At 68.4% G+C, this 17,419-nt stretch carries 19 protein-coding genes; 13 read left to right on the plus strand and 6 right to left on the minus strand.

Features of this window, described 5'->3' with window-relative positions:
• Positions 1-17 precede the first annotated feature (17 nt).
• The 6 genes from CKY28_RS19255 (at position 18) to CKY28_RS05665 (ending at position 5,091) form a co-directional block, all read left to right on the plus strand.
• Entirely contained in the window at positions 18-143 is a 126-nt protein-coding gene (locus CKY28_RS19255) for a hypothetical protein (RefSeq protein WP_281253215.1), read from the plus strand.
• A gap of 129 nt (positions 144-272) precedes the next feature.
• The gene (locus tag CKY28_RS05640; RefSeq protein WP_095997348.1) at positions 273-452 is read left to right on the plus strand and encodes a hypothetical protein; all 180 of its coding nucleotides are present in this window, start codon (positions 273-275) and stop codon (positions 450-452) included.
• Positions 449-634 carry a hypothetical protein gene (locus CKY28_RS05645; protein WP_095997349.1) on the plus strand — a complete coding sequence of 62 codons (186 nt, stop codon included), beginning with the start codon at positions 449-451 and terminating at the stop codon, positions 632-634. Before CKY28_RS05640 ends, CKY28_RS05645 begins: the two co-directional genes overlap by 4 nt.
• A gap of 986 nt (positions 635-1,620) precedes the next feature.
• Positions 1,621-3,414 (plus strand): histidine kinase famiy protein, encoded by a 1,794-nt coding sequence (locus tag CKY28_RS05655; RefSeq protein WP_245841618.1) that lies wholly within the window; start codon positions 1,621-1,623, stop codon positions 3,412-3,414.
• A gap of 505 nt (positions 3,415-3,919) precedes the next feature.
• Entirely contained in the window at positions 3,920-4,102 is a 183-nt protein-coding gene (locus CKY28_RS05660) for a hypothetical protein (protein ID WP_095997351.1), read from the plus strand.
• The gene (locus CKY28_RS05665; RefSeq protein WP_095997352.1) at positions 4,102-5,091 is read left to right on the plus strand and encodes a TerC family protein; all 990 of its coding nucleotides are present in this window, start codon (positions 4,102-4,104) and stop codon (positions 5,089-5,091) included. Before CKY28_RS05660 ends, CKY28_RS05665 begins: the two co-directional genes overlap by 1 nt.
• A 172-nt stretch (positions 5,092-5,263) precedes the next feature.
• Here CKY28_RS05665 and CKY28_RS05670 read toward each other — a convergent pair whose 3' ends face one another.
• Positions 5,264-5,911 carry an OmpW/AlkL family protein gene (locus tag CKY28_RS05670; protein WP_245841620.1) on the minus strand — a complete coding sequence of 216 codons (648 nt, stop codon included), beginning with the start codon at positions 5,909-5,911 and terminating at the stop codon, positions 5,264-5,266.
• A 407-nt stretch (positions 5,912-6,318) separates the two neighbouring features.
• Between CKY28_RS05670 and CKY28_RS05675 the strand changes: the two genes are divergently transcribed.
• Complete coding sequence (locus CKY28_RS05675; RefSeq protein ID WP_095997354.1) at positions 6,319-6,486, plus strand: metallothionein; 168 nt, start codon at positions 6,319-6,321, stop codon at positions 6,484-6,486.
• 39 nt (positions 6,487-6,525) lie between these two features.
• On the opposite strand, the gene CKY28_RS05680 is transcribed toward CKY28_RS05675, so the two are convergent.
• Positions 6,526-7,206: a DUF2490 domain-containing protein gene (locus CKY28_RS05680; RefSeq protein ID WP_095997355.1), complete on the minus strand. Its 681-nt coding sequence runs from the start codon at positions 7,204-7,206 to the stop codon at positions 6,526-6,528.
• The gene (locus CKY28_RS05685) at positions 7,206-8,033 is read right to left on the minus strand and encodes a carbonic anhydrase (RefSeq protein WP_245841623.1); all 828 of its coding nucleotides are present in this window, start codon (positions 8,031-8,033) and stop codon (positions 7,206-7,208) included. Before CKY28_RS05685 ends, CKY28_RS05680 begins: the two co-directional genes overlap by 1 nt.
• Positions 8,034-8,152: 119 nt before the next feature.
• On the opposite strand from CKY28_RS05685, the gene CKY28_RS05690 reads away from it, so the two are divergent.
• Genes CKY28_RS05690 through CKY28_RS05705 form a run of 4 tightly spaced genes read left to right on the plus strand, consistent with a single transcriptional unit; the run spans position 8,153 to position 12,634 of the window.
• A complete protein-coding gene (locus CKY28_RS05690; RefSeq protein WP_095997356.1) occupies positions 8,153-9,229 on the plus strand; it encodes a sensor histidine kinase in 1,077 nt (358 codons plus the stop codon).
• Positions 9,226-9,873 (plus strand): response regulator, encoded by a 648-nt coding sequence (locus CKY28_RS05695; RefSeq protein ID WP_095997357.1) that lies wholly within the window; start codon positions 9,226-9,228, stop codon positions 9,871-9,873. The genes CKY28_RS05690 and CKY28_RS05695 overlap by 4 nt, the downstream gene beginning before the upstream one ends.
• Positions 9,870-12,215, plus strand: a complete 2,346-nt coding sequence (locus CKY28_RS05700) for a PAS domain S-box protein (RefSeq protein ID WP_095997358.1) — start codon at positions 9,870-9,872, stop codon at positions 12,213-12,215. The genes CKY28_RS05695 and CKY28_RS05700 overlap by 4 nt, the downstream gene beginning before the upstream one ends.
• Positions 12,212-12,634: a response regulator gene (locus tag CKY28_RS05705; protein WP_095997359.1), complete on the plus strand. Its 423-nt coding sequence runs from the start codon at positions 12,212-12,214 to the stop codon at positions 12,632-12,634. Before CKY28_RS05700 ends, CKY28_RS05705 begins: the two co-directional genes overlap by 4 nt.
• Before the next feature lie 406 nt (positions 12,635-13,040).
• On the opposite strand, the gene CKY28_RS05710 is transcribed toward CKY28_RS05705, so the two are convergent.
• The gene (locus CKY28_RS05710) at positions 13,041-13,769 is read right to left on the minus strand and encodes a Bax inhibitor 1 family protein (protein ID WP_141243856.1); all 729 of its coding nucleotides are present in this window, start codon (positions 13,767-13,769) and stop codon (positions 13,041-13,043) included.
• Positions 13,766-14,002, minus strand: coding sequence for a YdcH family protein (locus CKY28_RS05715; RefSeq protein ID WP_095997361.1), 237 nt, complete (start codon positions 14,000-14,002; stop codon positions 13,766-13,768). The genes CKY28_RS05710 and CKY28_RS05715 overlap by 4 nt, the downstream gene beginning before the upstream one ends.
• Before the next feature lie 512 nt (positions 14,003-14,514).
• Here CKY28_RS05715 and CKY28_RS05720 point away from each other — a divergent pair.
• Both CKY28_RS05720 and CKY28_RS05725 read left to right on the plus strand, forming a co-directional pair.
• Positions 14,515-15,585 carry a Na/Pi cotransporter family protein gene (locus tag CKY28_RS05720; RefSeq protein WP_095997362.1) on the plus strand — a complete coding sequence of 357 codons (1,071 nt, stop codon included), beginning with the start codon at positions 14,515-14,517 and terminating at the stop codon, positions 15,583-15,585.
• On the plus strand, positions 15,575-16,408 hold the full coding sequence (locus CKY28_RS05725; protein WP_095997363.1) for a universal stress protein: 834 nt from the start codon (positions 15,575-15,577) through the stop codon (positions 16,406-16,408). Before CKY28_RS05720 ends, CKY28_RS05725 begins: the two co-directional genes overlap by 11 nt.
• 37 nt (positions 16,409-16,445) lie before the next feature.
• On the opposite strand, the gene CKY28_RS05730 is transcribed toward CKY28_RS05725, so the two are convergent.
• On the minus strand, positions 16,446-17,414 hold the full coding sequence (locus tag CKY28_RS05730) for a calcium/sodium antiporter (RefSeq protein WP_095997364.1): 969 nt from the start codon (positions 17,412-17,414) through the stop codon (positions 16,446-16,448).
• Between the last annotated feature and the right edge of the window lie 5 nt (positions 17,415-17,419).

Genomic DNA, 17,419 nt, shown 5'->3' on the forward strand with positions numbered 1-17,419 from the left:
TGCGCGCCAGGTACATCGTGCTCCTGTTCCTGACGCTGATCGTCGCAACGCTGTCGCTCGGCACCGGCCGCACCACGATCCTGCAGGGCGCGGTCCACCTCATGATCCTGGCCGTCTACCTGTTCACGACGGTCGTGCCCTGATCCGGGCGAGTTCGTTAGGTGCGGCCCTTCAACCATGCTATGCTCGCCCATCATCTGGTCCCGCCCGCAAGCGCCACGTGACAGGGAGACGCCCTCGTGCTCCCGCTTGCATCGGACAAGGTGAGCACCATGACCTCCTCGACTCCGGCCGAGCCGTCCCACGTCGCGCACGACGACATGGAAGCGGCTCTGAAGCAGCACGGCATCGTGCGCGTCCCCGCCGACACCTTCCACTATGGCGGCTACCGCTACACCAACATCAAGGACGCGATCGCCGAAGCCAAGCGCCACCCGGGGCGAGCGGCATGATCCCGCCGGTCCAGTCGACGGCGGCTCGTGTGGCCGCGGAAGTCGAAGCCGCGGCTCTGACCGAGCTTCACGGCGAGCGCTACGCGGCCGGCTACTACTCGAGCCGGCGAGGTTTGTACGAGCATCACCTGCGCGTACTTCGGCAGCGCCGGGCCGATCTGTTGGGAGAGCCGGACGCGTGAAGAGCACAGGCACCATGCTGCCCAGGCGTAGCTCGACCGTGGAGCGCGCCTTCGCGCTTGCGCGGGATGGGGCGACGAGCATCGGCCAGATCAGGATGGGCTTGCGCCTGGAGAGGTGCGACAATGTCGACGCGCACCTTGCGGGTTCGTCGATCAGGAAGGATCTGCAACGGGCAATGGCCACCGCCGCAGCGGCCCGGGGAACCTGACGACCCCGTCGCTACGCGGTACAAGAAGAGGCAAGCCGGAGCGCTCAGCTCCCAGGAAACATCGAACTAGATGGGGCGACCTTACTGCCGGATCGGTGTGCTGCTGCTCGCTGCCACGGGCTGCGTTCCCCGTCCGACCGGGAGTCCGTCCCCGATCAGCTATACATGCGCGGACGGTATCGAGTTCTCGGCCTCATTCCGCTCAGGCGCGGTTACCCTTCGCACCGGAACCCGCACGTACCATCTTAAGCGCCGGGGCGGTTCGCTTGACCGCTACGGGTCTGAAAGCGTGGCGTTCGTTCGAGACGGGAGCACAGCGGTGCTGATCGGCGCCGAAGGCGGTCCGTTCGAGCAGTGCGCCATGACCAATAGGTAGACCTAGCCAAGCTTGGACGAACGGCCGCTCTTGCCGGTCTGCCGCTCCAAATCAGACGGGCAGTAAAACCACCACTCACGCCCTTGCGAGCGCACGGCACCCTTGGGGCTCAGCAGAGAAGCTCTTTCAAAGCGTTTGCTAAACCCGATCGGCGCATGACGGCCAAAGTCGCGTTACACGCGCGAGCCGATCAACGCTGACGGAAGTGGGCGTCTCGCTCCGGTGCCATTCACCCTCCACTTGCCGCAGGAAAGCAGTTTGTGGATACTAAGTTGGGATGTAATAACAAGTTAGGGGGCGAGGCGCTCGCAGACGGGCGTTTCTGAAAGGACCCTCCTCACCCCCATGTAGGCCGACCTCTGCCTCATCGGCTACACCCACGTGCACGAGGACGACTTCCGATGATGGATGAGCATGGTCAGGCGGGCGGCCGAGACTCAGACGGCACCGACGAGGGCCGCCGCGAGGACGGCGGCTCGGACGGCCGGGTCACGGGCGTGCCCGCCGGCGACACGCTCGCCGACGGCTCGTTCATGCCCGCCGGTCGGCACCAGTCCCGCCACTGGCGCGAGAGCACGATCACCGACGACGACCTGACCGACCGTGGAGGCGTGTTCTTCGCAGCCGTCGAGATGACGCGCATGCCGATGATCCTCACCGACCCCCGGCAGCCCGACAACCCGATCGTGTTCGCGAACAAGGCATTCCTCGACCTGACCGGTTACGAAGAGCGCGAGATCCTGGGGAGGAACTGCCGGTTCCTGCAAGGGCCGCATACCGACCGCGAGCATGTGGCCCAACTGCGCGACGCTGTCGCCGCGCACCAGCCGATCAGCCTCGAGATCCTCAACTACAAGCGCGACGGCACGCCGTTCTGGAACGCGGTGTTCATCGGCCCGGTCAGCAACACCGACGGCGAGCTCCTCTACTTCTTCGCCAGCCAGCTCGACGTCACCAAGAGGCGTGAGGCGCAGGAGGGGCACCGGCAAGCGCAGAAGATGGAGGCGGTGGGCCAGCTCACCGCCGGTCTCGCCCACGACTTCAACAACCTCCTCCAGGTGGTCGCGGGCAACCAGGAGCTGCTGCTGCGCGAGATCGAGGCGCCCAAGAGCCGCCGCCGTTTGGAGAACGCGCAAGCTGCGACCGAGAAGGCGAGCCGGCTGACGCGTCAGCTTCTGGCGTTCGCGCGCAAGACGCGGCTCGACCCCAAGCCGGTCGACCTCAGCCAGGCGGTGATGAGCTTTTCCGACCTCCTCCACGCGAGCGCGGGCGCGAGTAACGACATCCAGATGAACCTCAGGAGCCGGCTGCCCGCGTGCCTCGTCGACGTCGCCCACCTGGAGACGGCGCTCCTCAACATCGTCGTGAACGCGCGCGACGCCATGCCGCGCGGCGGCACGATCACGCTCTCCACCGCCAAGCTCCACCTGAACGGCGACGCGGCCGCGCGCGAGCTTACGCCGGGCGACTACGTCACCTTGTCGGTGACCGATGAGGGCGACGGCATGAGCCCCGACCTGATCGCGCGCGCGATCGAGCCGTTCTTCACGACGAAGGGAGTGGGACGCGGCACGGGCCTGGGGCTTCCTCAGGTCCATGGCTTCCTCCAGCAGTCGCGCGGGCGGCTCGAGATCGAGAGCGAGGTCGGGCACGGCACCACTGTGCGAATGATCCTGCCCGTTCACGAAGGCGAGGCGCTACCCGAGCCTCAGTCGCTTGAGCCTTCAACCGTGGCCGGCAAGGCCGATCGCGCCGAGCAGGCGCAGGGCTCGGGCGAGGTGATTTTAGTCGTGGAGGACTCGGACGACGTCCGTGCGCTCGCGCGTGAGCACCTCATCGACCTCGGCTACAAGGTGGTGACCGCCGTCGACGGCGACGACGCGCTCGCAGTCCTCGAGCGGATCGAGCACAAGATCGACCTCTTGTTCACCGACCTCATCATGCCAGGCTCGGTGAACGGGCTGGCGCTCGCGGACGAGGTGCGCCGGCGCGCGCCGCATGTGCCCGTGCTGCTCACCACGGGCTACAACGAGGAGCTCGCCCGCAAGGGTGGTCCGGCCGCCTCGGGTGCGGACGTGCTCGGCAAACCCTATCGCCGCGCCGAACTCGCCGACCGGATCAGCTCGGCGCTACGCTCGGCCGGCAACGACAACCCGCGCCGCAGGCAGTCGGACTTCGGGGCCGCGCAGGCTTGATTGATCGGACCCGGCTCGCGCTTAGAACGATCACCGTGAAATCGTGTCCGTACAATGCACCGATGCCATGACGCCTGGACCGGTCAATACGGTGTGGCGGCAGACCTAGGCTCCGAGCCATTCGGAAAAGCTCCGTGCTGGTCTCAGGAACAAGTCATAGAGTCGAGCAGGTCGCGGGTCGAACCCTGGACAGAGGATGCGATCGGCGGGCTGGCGGAACGCGAGCGCTACATCAACGCGAACCGTCAGGCCGGCGCCACGAGCGCTGACAATTCTTGATCACGTCGTATAGCTGCTGGCTATCGCCCACGCCTCTTCAAATCAGTTGGCCATGATCGTGCCCGAACGGTAGTCGTTACTCACGGACCGGGCCCCTCTGGCGTGCATACTCAAGCTCGCGATGTCGGACCGTGATCGAGGCGACCTCGATCCTCGCCGGGTCCGGATTTGCTTCCCATACGCCGGTGATGGCCCGAGCGCCTCGATCCTTCGATGGAGAGAGGCGATGTTTCGTTACCTGGTGCGGTTCGCCGGCATTCTATTCTCCGCCTGGCGTGAGGCGCGTCGGCGCAAGCGCTTCGGCGGTCGGCCGATCCGCTGGCGCGGGCGGTCCGGTATCGTGGCCGGCCGTCATGCTCTGGCGCTCAGGCTCGTGCTCGGTGCGTGGCGCATGGTGCGGGGTCGCTGATGCCGGAGTTCCTGCTTGCCGAGTTCCTCGGCACGCCCGGCTGGATGTGGCTCGGCTTCATGACCATCGTCGCAGGGCTGCTCGTGCTCGACCTCGGCGTGCTCCACCGAACGCAGCGCGAGATCGGCGTCAAGGAGAGCCTCGCGCTCTCGGCCGGCTATGTGACGCTGGGGCTCGCCTTCGGCGGCTGGGTCTGGTGGTACATGGGGGCCAACTCCGGCCTGGACTACGTCACCGGCTTCGTGGTCGAGAAAAGCCTCGCCATGGACAACGTGTTCGTGATCGCCATGATCTTCGCCTATTTCGGCGTGCCGCGCGCATACCAGCACCGCGTGCTGTTCTGGGGCGTGCTTGGCGTGATCGTGCTGCGCGCCGTCATGATCGGGCTTGGCGCTGCGCTGATCGAGCGGTTCGAATGGGTGCTCTACCTGTTCGCCGGCTTTTTGATCGCCACGGGCGCCAAAATGTGGGTCACCGCTGATAAGGCGTACGACGTGGGCTCGTCGCCCGTACTGCGCTGGATGAAGCGGCGCTTCGCGGTAACGGACGAGCTGCACGGCGAGCGCTTCTGGGTGCGCCGCACGGACCCGAAGACCGGCAGGCCGACCTGGGCGATGACGCCCTTGTTCTTGGCGTTGGTGATGATCGAGGTGGCCGACGTGGTGTTCGCGGTCGACTCGGTGCCGGCGATCTTCGCCATCACCACCGATCCATTCATCGTCTACACGTCCAATATCTTCGCGATCCTCGGGCTGCGCGCCCTTTACTTCGCGCTCGCCGCCATGGTGGACCGGTTCCATCACCTGAAGTACGCGCTCGCCGCGCTGCTCGTGTTCATCGGGTCCAAGATCTTCGTGGCCGACCTCATCGGCATCGACAAAGTCCCGGCCACGGTGTCGCTGAGCGTCACGTTCGCCATCCTTGCCGCGGGGGTCGCCTATTCGCTGTGGACGACCAAGACGGGTGTCCGATCTTCAGCCCCTCAGTGACTGACTGATGCGACATCTGCTATCGCCGCGATGTTCATCGACCTTTGCCCAACACCGCGGCGGCTGCGCTGACCTCGGCTCCGCTGCCGAGACACTTAAATTGACGTCAGACCTCCGGATGCCAGTCGATCATCTCCGCAATCAGTAGGTCGAAGCGTTGTGCGCCGGCGGCTCAGAACCTGAACGCCAAGCCGGCGCTAAGCACCCACGGATCGAGATCGTGATCCGTCCGAAGGGCCGTCCCCTGCCCTCGTCGGAAGGTGGCGGTGGTGCCCACGAAGTAGCGCTTGGCGTCGAGCGAGAGGCCGAGCCCGCGGTCGTTGAGCTTCACGTCCACGCCCGCCTGCAGAGCGAACCCCAGTTCGTCGGACAGGTCGACCCGACTCACGCCCAATCCGGCGGCGTCGGGACCGACATCCTCGCCGAAGATGAAGAAGTAGGAGGGGCCGGCGCCGACATAGGGCTTGATCCGCTCGCCCAGCTGAAAGTGGAACTTGGCGGTGACCGTCGCCGGAAGGATGACCGCGTCGTCGATCAGCCGCGCTCCCGCCAGCGCGCCTGTCCCACGCACATCGTGCCGCGTAACGCAGCAGATGGTCTCGATCGAGAAGTTGGGGGTCAGGAAGTACTCGGCCGCGATAGTGGGCACGAGAGCGTCTGTCGCCCGCACCTCCGCGCCGACGGGCAGGCCGATCGCATCCGTCTTCACCTTGTCGATCCCGCCGTCGGGGAGCACGCCGGTGGCGAACGCCTTCACCTGGATGCGGCCGTCCTGCCTCTGGGCTGCGGCGGGAGTGGCGACGGTGACTACGGCGATCACAGCGATCGTCAGACCTCCCCAGGCGCCGAGGCTTGTGGGGCGCGTCTTCGGCTGGACCTCCGCAGCGGCGTGCGGCTGAGCGCGATGGAGAGATGCGATGCTCGTGAGCGACATGGTTGGCGATTCCTTTTCTGTCCTGCCCGGACCTGTGATCCACATGGCGTTCGTCCGACGGCACGAATCGAAGCCGGTCGTCCTTTCATTGACGCGGATGCAGGGCGGGTAATCAGCCGAACGGCAGGACGCTCGGCCTATGCCGGGCGGCGGATAGGCCGCACGTCGTCGCGATCGGCGCATCTCCGGCCGATCGTCCTGCTTCGCGCTTGATACGCAGGCGGCGTTCCGAAGCGCTGCATGCGGAGGGGAGCGGGAGGCCGTCCCGCGGCGAGTTCAGGGTAGCAAGGGCGATGAACGACGTTCAGATAGTGAAATGCGCGTGCGCCGACTGCGTGTTTGTGGTGAGCACAGCCGACGCGGTGGAGGCGGACGGCCGCAAGTTCTGCGGCGACGCGTGCGCCGACCACCACCAGTCGGGCGCGGGCTGCGACCACGCCGGCTGTACCTGTAACGGCTGATCGGATCGGGGCAACCGGCGAAACAGCTCGCCGCCCCGTTCAGAAGCGGTAGAACAGCGTCAGGCTCGCCACGTGGTTGACCCGGTCCTCGCCGCGGCGGAACACCGTCTGGTTGAGGTAGCCGGGCTCGGCGGTCAGGCCTTCGGTGATCGGCACGCCGAGGCCGATGAACGTGCGCACTTGATCGAAGCCCTGCCGCTGGCCCCAGTCGGTCGAATCGAGATTGTAGAAGGGCTCGGTCCAGGCGATCGCCTGGAGCTTGCCGCCGCGGACGTCCTTGACCGGAGCCTGGGCGCGGATCACCTGACGAAAGCGCCAACCCGTCTCTTCCGCGCCCACCACCGTGCGCTGCTCCAGCCGCGTGCGCCCGGTAATCGTGAGCCCGCCGCCCCCCCTGTACAGGGTCGAGTTGAGCTGCTGGAAGAAGCGGTGCTCGTCTGTCGCACGGCCGCCGAGCGGGTCCGTACGGACGTAAGCGTACCCGACGAGCGCCGTGAAGTCGTCGTTGATCCGGTAGCCGATCGCGGGGCGGATCAGGAGCTGGCCGAGGCGGCTCACTTCGTCGGTGAAGCGCGGCTGCACCTCCGCGTAGACCACGACCCTATCGGCCACCTCGCCCTGCGCGGCCAGCAGCGTCCACTGCTGCAGGTCCTGCTCCTGCCCGTGCGCGGCGGCGGGCAGCCCAGAAGAGGCCAAAAGGGCGATCGCGACGCGCCTCATCACGCGGCCTGCGGGCGGTCGAAGAAGTCGACGCGACCGGTGCCGAGCTCGTAGTACGCGCCGACCACCTTCAGCCGGCCCTGGCGTTGCGGCTCGAGCAGCAAGGGGTCGCTCTCGTTGCGGAGCGTCCGCACCGTTCGCGAGACGTTGGCCTTGCACGCGGCCTCCAGCGGATCGCCCGCGCGGCCGCGTGCCTCGAGCACCGCGGGAATGATGGGCTCGACCATGTTGCCGATGCGGCCGGGGAAGCGCGCGTTCTTCGCCACTACATCCATCGCCGCCTTAACCGCGCCGCAGCTCTCATGGCCCATCACCACCACCAGTGGCACGCCGAGTACCGCGACCGCGAATTCAAGCGAGCCCTGCGCCACCGTGTCTATGGTGTTGCCCGCGTTTCGGATGATGAACAGCTCGCCCAACCCGCGGCCGAAGAGAAGCTCGGGCGGCACACGGCTGTCGGAGCAGGTCACATAGGCGACGAACGGCGCCTGGCCGCGGGCAAGCTCCAGTCGGCGACGTGGGCTAAGATCGACGGTCGGCATCTCGTTTTTGAGGAATGCCTGGTTCCCTTCCATCAGGAGCGCCAACGCCTGGTCGGGACTGAGCGCCGATTTGCCGTCCTTGGTGGGCGCAGGCCGCACCGCCTGGACAGGCCGGGCACCCGCGTTGGCCAGCGCGGGCGAGCCCATGCCCAGCGCGGGCGAGCCCATGCCCAGCGCGGCCGCGCCGAGCAACCCGCTACGAACGAGCGCACGCCGGCTCAGCGCAGCGTCGCCTGCCGGTACGTCCGAATGCGCCTTCGCGTTGGAACAATGGTCCTGACACATGACTGCCTCCTTCGTGCTGGCAGTCATCTGCCCGGCTCGGGACGTACCCGCATCCGCTGATCAGCTTGCCAAGTGGCGTATGCCGTGCGGCATACTACAAGAGCAGAGAATCGCGATAGATGGGCGTGATGCTGACGGATCAGGTTTCACCGCCGGACACGGCGCTCGATCTCAGACGGCTCTACCGTGACGCGGAGGCGAGAGCCGCGCGGCTAAGGGTCCTTGTGGACGCTGGCCGGGCGCTCGCCAGCGCGCGGGGCGCCGAACTGGACGCCGCTGGTACACAGGCGGCGCAGCAAGCGGCCCTGCTTCTCGGCTACGCCAACGGCCATGTCGCAGAACCGTCGCGCACCCTTAAGGATGAGCAGGGCGGAACGCTTGTGCTACCCTTGATTCCGTCCGGCGGTGGGCGGCCCGTCGCCGAGCTAGTCCTTGTCGGCCGGGCCTCCGCAACTCAACCCGATCCGGCCGATGAGGAGGCAGTCGCCGTCTTGCGGCAACTGCTCGCCGGCGCCCTCGCCGCCCGAGCGCGCGAGGCACATCTGCAGACGCTCCTCTCCCAACTGCTCGTTGCGCAGGAACGCGAACGCGCCCACGTCGCGCGCGAGCTCCACGACGGCGTCGCCCAGGTCGCCGCCGCGGCGCTGCGCCGTATCGAGCTCGCGTCCACAAGTGGAGATCCCGAGGACGCGGCGCGTGCCGTCGAGCTTCAGCGCATGGCCGTATCCGAGCTCCGCCAGGTCATCGCAGGCATGCGCCCGACGATCCTCGACGACCTCGGCCTGGAACCGGCGCTGCAGCAGCTGGCGTCGGCCCTCGCCGACGACGGTTTCGAGGTGCGGGTCTCGGTCGACCTGCCGACGCGGCTGCCACCGCACCTGGAGGCGGGCCTGTTCCGGCTCGCTCAGGAATCGCTCAACAACGCCCGCGCTCACGCCGGCGACGGATCCCGTATCGAAGTCGAACTCCGCCTTTCGGCCGACAAAGGAGAGCTTGATCTGCGGATCAGCGACGACGGACGCGGCTTCGACCCCGACCCCAACCTCGTCCTCGACCGCGACGCCCCGCCCGACGGACGCGAGCATCTCGGCCTGGCCTTCATGGCGGAGCGTGTGGCGACGCTTGGCGGTACGTTCCGGCTGGAGAGCGCTCCCGGGCGGGGAACCACCGTCTCCGCTACGGTGCCCTACCCGTGAGCGCCGCGCGCGTCGTCATCGCCGACGACCATCTCCTCGCCCGCGAGGGCCTCCGCGCGCTCCTTCAGCGCGAGCCGGAGCTGGACGTCGTTGGCGAAGCGTCATCGGGCGAGGACGCAGTGCTGCTCTGCCGCGAACTCCAGCCTGACCTCGCGCTGCTCGACCTTCGCTTCGGCTCCGGCATCGATGGCCTGGAGGCCACGAGGCACATCACCGCCGAACGCGGCGACGCCCGCGTCATCATCCTGACACTGCACGACACCGCGGAGTACGCGCGCGCAGCGCTGGAGGCAGGCGCGATGGGCTTCGTCACCAAGGACGCGAGCAGGGAGGCGCTGCTGGGCGCGGTGGGTCAGGTGCTGGCGGGCGGCTTCGCGATACCGCCCGAGCTGATGCGCCGCGCCGTCGCCCGCGACGCCCGCGCGCTGACTTTGGCCGCGCTGGATCGCCTGACGCCGCGCGAGCGCGAGGTGCTGGATCGGCTAGCCGGAGGCGGAACCAACAAGGAGATCGCGCGCGAGCTCGGCATCAGCGCGGGCACGGTGAAGGTCCATCTTGAGCGCCTCATGTCTAAGCTGGGCGTGCGCGATCGCACCCAGGCCGCCGTGCTCGCGTCCGAGGCGGCGAGGCTGAGCCGATCGTGAGCGCCTTCCCGAGCCGCGTCGCGCGCTGGTGGGCCGATCGCCCGCTGGCCACCAAGGGCCTCGTGGTCGTCGCGGTGCCGCTCCTGGCGCTGATTGCCGCCATCGTCGCGCTGACGTTGGTCGGCCGCGCGGAGGCGCGCGCCGAGCAGGACGTGCGGCTCACCATCGCCATCCAGACCGACGTGCACGAGGTCCACGCGCTCCTCGCCGAAGCGGCCAGCGGCGTGCGGGGCTACCTGCTCACGGGCGAGCCCCGCTTCCTGTCGCCCTATGTCCGCGCGGAGGCGGCGCTGCCGGCGGTGTTGGATCGCCTGCGCGGGCGCATCCGCGACCGTCAGGCGGCCGAGCGGCTCCGTCGTATCGAGCGGCTGACGGCGCGGAAGCGCGCAGGGTTGGCGGCGCTTCGCGAGGCGCGCGGTGCGGGCGGCCCCGCCATCCTGGGGCGCGCCGACATCCTCCAGGCGCTCACCGCCAACAAGGCGGTGCTGGACGCGCTGCGGCTCGAGATCGCGCTGATGCAGGATCGCGAACGCGAGCTCCTGGCCGAGCGCCGCGCGCAGGCCGACGCAGTGCACCGCCGCGGGCTCCTCGTGACGGGGCTGACCGGGCTCGTCGGGCTGGCGGGCAGCCTGTTCGCCGTGTTCCTCTTCTCCTCCGGCATCGTACGCCGCGTGCAAAGGCTGGAGCGCGACGCTGTGCTCCTGGCGCGAGGTGAAGCGGTCGATCCCGCGCCGCCCGCGCGCGACGAGGTGGGCCAACTCGCGGCCCGGCTCGCTGAGGCCAGCGCGCTGCTCCGCGCGCGGGAGCAGGCGTTGCGCGACAGCGAGGAGCGCTTCCGCCTCGTGGTGGAGGGCGTGCGCGACTACGGCATCTTCGCGCTCGACCCGGACGGGATCGTCACCAGCTGGAACGCGGGAGCCGAGAGGATCAAGGGCTGGACCGCCGACGAGATACTCGGCCGGCACTTCTCGGTGTTCTACCCCGAGGATCAGCGGGCGGAACGGCCCGCGCGGAACCTCGCCGAGGCCGCCGCGAACGGGCGCGCGGAGGACGAGGGCTGGCGCGTGCGCAAGGACGGCAGCCGGTTCTGGGCCAATGTCGTCATCACCGCACTGCGCGATGAGGCGGGCACTTTGCGCGGCTTTTCCAAGATCACCCGCGACATCACCGAGCGACGCCGCGCCGAGGAGGCGCTGGACGCCGCCAGGTTGGAGGCGGAGGAGGCGAGCGCCGCCAAGAGCGCCTTTCTGTCGCGCATGAGCCACGAGCTGCGCACCCCCCTGAACGCGATTCTCGGCTTCGCGCAACTGCTCGAGCTGGAGGGCGACGCGCTGCCGCCCGGTCAGCGCGCCGCCGCCGACCAGATCCTACGCGCCGGCCGCCACCTGCTAACCCTTATCGACGAGGTGCTCGACATCGCGCGGATTGAGGCGGGCAAGCTCCCGCTCGATCTAGAACCCGTGCCGCTGGACGTGGTGATCGCGGAGGCGGTGTCGCTGTCCGGTCCTCAGGCGCGCGGGCGCGCCGTTTCGATCGAGGTCGCGGACGCGACCGGTGCTACCGTGCTCGCGGATCGGCGGCGGCTGCTCCAGGTGCTGCTCAACCTCCTGTCCAACGCGGTCAAGTACAACCGCGACGGCGGGCGAGTCGCCGTTGCGGTCGAGCGACGCGACGGCGAAGCGCAAGTCGCGGTGACCGACACCGGGCTGGGCGTCGAGCCGGCGGTAGCGGGCCGCCTGTTCCGCCCCTTCGAGCGGCTAGGCGAGGCGGCACGGACTGCTGAGGGCACCGGGCTCGGCCTCGCCCTGTCGCGCAGCCTCGTGGAGGCGATGGGCGGCGCGATCGGTTGGAAACCGCGCCCGGACGGCGCGCCCGGCGCATGCTTCTGGTTCCGGCTGCCGCTCGCCGCGGACGTCGTCGCGCCCGCGCGGTCGCCCGAGCCCGCCACCCCGGCTGGCTTCGACGGCCGGGGCCGCACGATCCTGCTTATCGAGGACAATCTCGCCAACGCCGAGCTGATCGAGGCGCTGGCTGCGCGGTGCTGGCCCGACGTCAGGCTGCTCGCCGCCATGCAGGCGCGGATCGGGCTCGCCATGGCGCGCGAGCATCGGCCCGACCTCGTACTGCTCGACCTGCACCTGCCCGACGAGTCCGGCGCGTGGGTGCTCGACCGGCTCCGGGCCGAGATGCCGACCGTGCCCGTCCTGCTGCTCACCGCCGACGCGCCCGCGGCGCGGGCCGACTGGCGCGCCCGCGGCGCGCGCGCGGTGCTCACCAAACCCGTCGACCTCGGCGCGCTCATCCGCGCCGCCGAGGAGCTGCTCGCGGAGGAGCCGGCATGATCCCGTCCGAGCACTTGCGCGCCGCGCGCATCCTGATCGTCGACGACGAGCCGGCCAATGTGGCGCTGCTCGAAGCGGTGCTCCGCCGCGAGGGTTACGAGGCGATCGAGGGCGTCACCGACCCGCATCTGGCGGTCGAGCGCCGGTTGGCGTTCGAACCCGACCTCGTCATCCTCGACCTGATGATGCCGGGCATCGACGGCTACGCGCTCCTCGACGCGCTCCGCCGCGTGCAGCCGCCCGACGACTTTCTCCCCGTGCTGGTGCTCACCGCCGACACCACAGTCGAGGCGAAGCGCCGCGCGCTGGCGCTGGGCGCGCGGGACATCGTCACCAAGCCGTTCGACGTGTTCGAGCTGGGTCTCAGGATAGCAAATCTTCTAGAGTTGCGTTTCCTATATCGCACGTGCCGCGCCTGAGCTTGGACTGGATGCGTACTAACACAAGCGTCCTAGGAGCTCGGGCTTTTGTCGAGGCACGCAGGGCATCGGAGTGCGGATCCCATAAGGTGGGCCGCAGACCTACTTCGAAGCCGGCAAAACGTGAAAGGACCCTGAGCGAAGCGCAGTGCCTGTCCGATAGCGACCATAGAGGGGTCGAACACCGACCCGCGAGATTAGCAGGTAGTGCCCGGGGCGATAGATCAAACGGAGAAGAGATCGCGGCTTGGCGTACGTTCTCGAGCCTCTTCATTGGACCCTAGCTTGTTTGCGAGGCTTTGACGACCGAAATACGAGTTGCTTGACGCGCGGCCCAGCTATCCCTTGCAATGGCCAAGCCTCAGCGCCTCCTGCTCAGCATTACCGAGTGTCGTGCGGCTATGGCTCAGGATGTTCGTTTCGGGCCGCCTCCGCTGTCCGCACCCGACAGAGAGTATCGCCCGCCTATGGGCACTAGCGCCCCCGAAAACAGCAAGAGAGCGGTACGCGCGACCCATGTTTCATCGCGATCCGGGTTGGCGACGAGAGGATCTTCGATAAGTCTCACCTTCAACGCCAGCAGCCAGACCGCAATCGTCACGCCTGCCACCATGAAGCTGAGCTGGTCGTCGCTGACGGAGAACGTCAATCCGACCGCGGCGGTCCCCCCGAGCGCGACAACCCCCGCGCGCAGAAATCCGGTCGGACGAAGATCGCCCTTCAGCCACGGTAGGAGGCCGAGTTCGAGCCCAGCGAACGTGACGGCCAGCATCAGGAAGACCGGGGCCGAGTGGTAGCCGAAGCTCGCGAAGAGCAGTCCCGCCGCGGTTCCGACGAGAGCCGCCAGGCCGAAGAACATGGCTTGCGCCGCGGGCTTGCCGACATGACGCGCGATGCGGGCGGCGACGATCGCCAGCAGGAACGAGGGCGGCAACAGCAGCCAATCGACAGCGTCCCCGAGCCATGACCTGAGCGTTGTGTAGGCTATCGTCGCTTCGAAAGCCGTGAGAGCGGTCATGCCGAAGCCCAGCGCCAAGTAGCCGGGCACGCCCGGGCCCTGCGTCCGCCGCGCGCGCGAACGCGCCCCGCCGGTGGCGGGGCGCGGAGTGGTTGCCGAGTCTAGGAGGCCGGTCATGACCTTACCCCCACGCCGACTGGCCTGCTGAGGCGCTTCAGGGCGGCGCGACCGGCGCAGCGCATCTCGCTGACATCCGGGAAGATGAGCGACAACCGATCCTTGATCGCGAGCCTGCGCTTCTTCAGGCGCGCGAGCTCGAGCGAGTCGGCGCCCGGACGGGCACGCTCCTGCCGGATCGCGCGCGACAACGTACGGTGGGCCTGAACGAGACGGTCGACGTAGGCGGACATGAAGAACTCCCTGTAGTTGGACCTTGAGCGAGAACCGGTTCCGGTCTGGCTCGCTCGGCAGAAGCTAGGTCGTCGCCGCCACCCCGACTAATTCCAACTCGCCTCGCCACGCTATAGCATCCAGCTATCGCGGCGTCCGGCCAAGTCAGCGAGCGCAGACCAGCCATATCGGGCCTGTCGCACTCGCGGCGGCCTGCGCGGCCATAGGCGGCTACTATGCATGCGAACCAAGCGTTGCGATTGGCCCCGCCGCCGCAACAGACTTAATCAGGGGTTCGGCGGGACCGGCGTGCGTCTCCGGAGCAAAGCCTCAAAGCGCCGACCTGCCGGAGCGAAAGCCCGGCTCCGATGCAAGAACAGGAGGATCTCGTGCGGAGACTGGCCAGCTCGTCGGCCGTCGTGACCGGACCAGGCGCTCGCGCGCGAGCCGTCGTTCGGCATCCGCACGAGTTGGTTCGGGACGGTATGGTTGAGCATGGCCCCGAGCCCGCCAGCCTGATCCAGGACCGGAGGTGAGCGATCTCGGCAGCACGGCGGACGTCGACCGGGTCGCCGTTGCGCTTGGCCTGGTCGGTGGCCTGGCCTTGTTCCTGTTCGCGTTGGACGAGCTCGCGCGCACGCTGAAGGAGGCGGCGGGCGACCGGATGCGGAACTGGCTCGCCCGCGCTGCGGGGACACCGTTGCGAGGATTGGCGGCCGGAACCGGGGCGACCGTCGCATTGGACTCTTCGACCGCCACGATCGTCATGCTCATCGCGTTCGTGGATGCGGGGCTGCTCACCGCCGCACAGGCGCTGCCGGTCGTGCTCGGCGCCAATGTCGGGACCACCGTCTCCACCCAAATCCTCGCGGCAGGGTTGGACGATTTGGCACCCCTGCTGTTCGCGCTGGCGCTCGCCGCGCAGGTCGCACTCAGGTCGCCGGCCGCGAAGCGCTACGCCCGTATCGCCGCAATGCTTTCGCTGCTGCTGTTCGCGCTCAATCTGATGGGACGAGCCATGGAACCTCTCGCCGGCAATCTCGCGGTCGCGGACTGGCTCGGCGGACTGGACAACCCTGCGGTGGCGCTCGCGGTCGGGGCCGGCGTGACGGTGGCGCTCCAGTCTTCGTCGGCTACGATGGGCCTCGTCATCGCGCTCGCCTCTACCGGCGCGCTGCCACTTACCGGCGCGCTTGGCGTCATGCTCGGGGCCGAGATCGGCACCTGCGCGGACACGCTGATCGCGGCTCTGGGCCGCTCGGCGGCCGCGGTGCGGGTCGGCCTCTTTCACCTGGTGTTCAACGTCGCAAGCGCGGGGCTCGCGCTCCTGTTCCTCGACCACCTCGCCTTCTTCGCGCGCTGGTCGGCTCCGGACGTGGCGGGGCAAGTCGCGAACGCGCAGGTCGCGTTCAACCTGGTCGGCGTCGCCGCCGCCATGCTGCTCCTCGCCGCGGTTCGCACACGGCCCACGACGGGAGGGGCGTTGGCTGCCGTTCAGCCGGCTGACGCACGAGCAATCACCAGCGATCGTCGAGCCGACGCCGCCGCCGTTGCGGGCGGCCTCGTTGAACCATTACCTCGGGAGCTGACCCATGGTGAGTAGCCGGATCCTTGTCGCCACGGATCTTAGCCCTCGATGCGATCGCGCGGTCGATCGCGCTTTCTCCCTTGCGGAGCAGCTTTCGGCCGAGCTGACGGTGCTCCACGTCGCAAGCGGCGATCGGGCCGATAACGGTCGCGACGCCCGCCTGCGAGATGAGCTCGGTCGCCAGTGCCTCGGTCGCGCGAGCCTGGATCAGTTGCTGATCGAGCGCGGCCCAGTGCCGGCCACCATCGTCCGCGTCGCGCGCGAGCGCCGAAGCGACCTGATCCTGACCGGGGTGGCGCGGTTCAACGACGTGCGCGATCATGTTGTCGGCACGGCCGTCGAGCACCTGATCCGCTGCACGAACATACCGATCCTCATCGTCAAGCAGCGCGCGACAGGTCCCTATAGCAGGTTACTTGCTCCGGTCGACTTCGGGCCTGCGTCAAGGGCCGCGCTCGCCTACGCTTTCGCGCTGTTCCCTGCCGCCGGCTTCCACGCCGTGCACGTCGTCCCGCCCTCCTTTCCGGCAAGGCTGGACCAGACCGAGCTGTTCCGCCTTGGTCGCGCGGAAGCCGAGCGGAAGATCGAACCCTTTCTCGACAAGCTGCCCTTCGACCTCCGAAGCGGCCTGCAACTCTCGATCCTGTCGGGCGAGATCAACCGCGAGATCCATCGATCCGCGCGCGAATGGGCCGCCGACATGCTGGTGTTGGGGGCCGAGGACCATAGCGACTTGGCCCTCGCGACGATCGGAAGCCGCACTGTCGATCTATTGCGGTGCGAACCCGCGGACACGCTCGTCGTCCGCGCGGTGCAGCCGAACCGGCGGGCGGCATAGGGTCTTCGAGCGCCCGGGGGTCGCCCATGTCGGCCGGCTAGGTGCGCTCCGCGAGCAGGAAGCTCAGGTACGCCAGATAGGCCAGGACGAAGCCGACCCCCTCGGCGCGGCTGACGATGCGCCCGGTAAGGAAGACGGGCACGCAAGCCAGCGCCACCGCCACCATTACGGGCACATCCACCCAGATCAGCGCCTCCGCCACGCCGATCCCGCCCGCCGGCACGAGCGACGTGACGCCAAGAATGATCAGGATGTTGTAGGCGCTGCTGCCGATCAGGTTCCCGATCGCGATGTCGCGCTGGTCGCGCATCGTGGAGACGACGGTGGTGACGAGCTCGGGCGCGCTCGTTCCGATCGCGACGATCGTAAGGCCTATGAAGGCGTCAGACACGCCCCACAGTCGAGCCAGGTCGACCGCTCCGTCGACGAGCCAGTCCGCGCCGAGTACCACCACCGCGATCCCGCCGACGAGCTGGGTCACCTCGCGGAGCATGCCATGCCGATCTTTGGACCGGCCCCCGTATTCGGCGGCGAACTCCTTGCGAACGGTGAAGCTCTCGTCCCGCGAGGCCCTGACGATCCCGATCGTGAACAGAAGCCCGAGTGAGACCAGCACGGCACCGTCGAGGCGCGAGAGCACGCCGTCGGCGACCATGACCGCTTTCAGGACGGAGGCGCCGACGATGACCGGGAGCTCGAGCCGGAGCGTCTGCAGCCGGAGCGGCAGCGGCCGCATCGCGGCGCTCAGCCCCAGGATCAGCAGGATGTTGACGCAGTTCGTGCCCGCGATGTTGCCGACCGCGAGCGATCCGTTGCCCTGGACGGCGGCCTCCACCCCGATCGCGAGCTCCGGCGCGCTCGTACCGACGGCGACGATGGTGAGCCCCACGACCAAAGGGGAAATGCGGAGCCGTGCCGCGAGCGCGCTGCCGCCGCGCACCAGCGTCTCCGCCCCGATGATCAGGAGCCCGAGCCCGCCCGCGGACCAGATCAGCGCCTGCAGCACGGCGG

This window comes from Sphingomonas lenta (assembly GCF_002288825.1).
Classification (GTDB): Bacteria; Pseudomonadota; Alphaproteobacteria; order Sphingomonadales; family Sphingomonadaceae; genus Sphingomonas; species Sphingomonas lenta.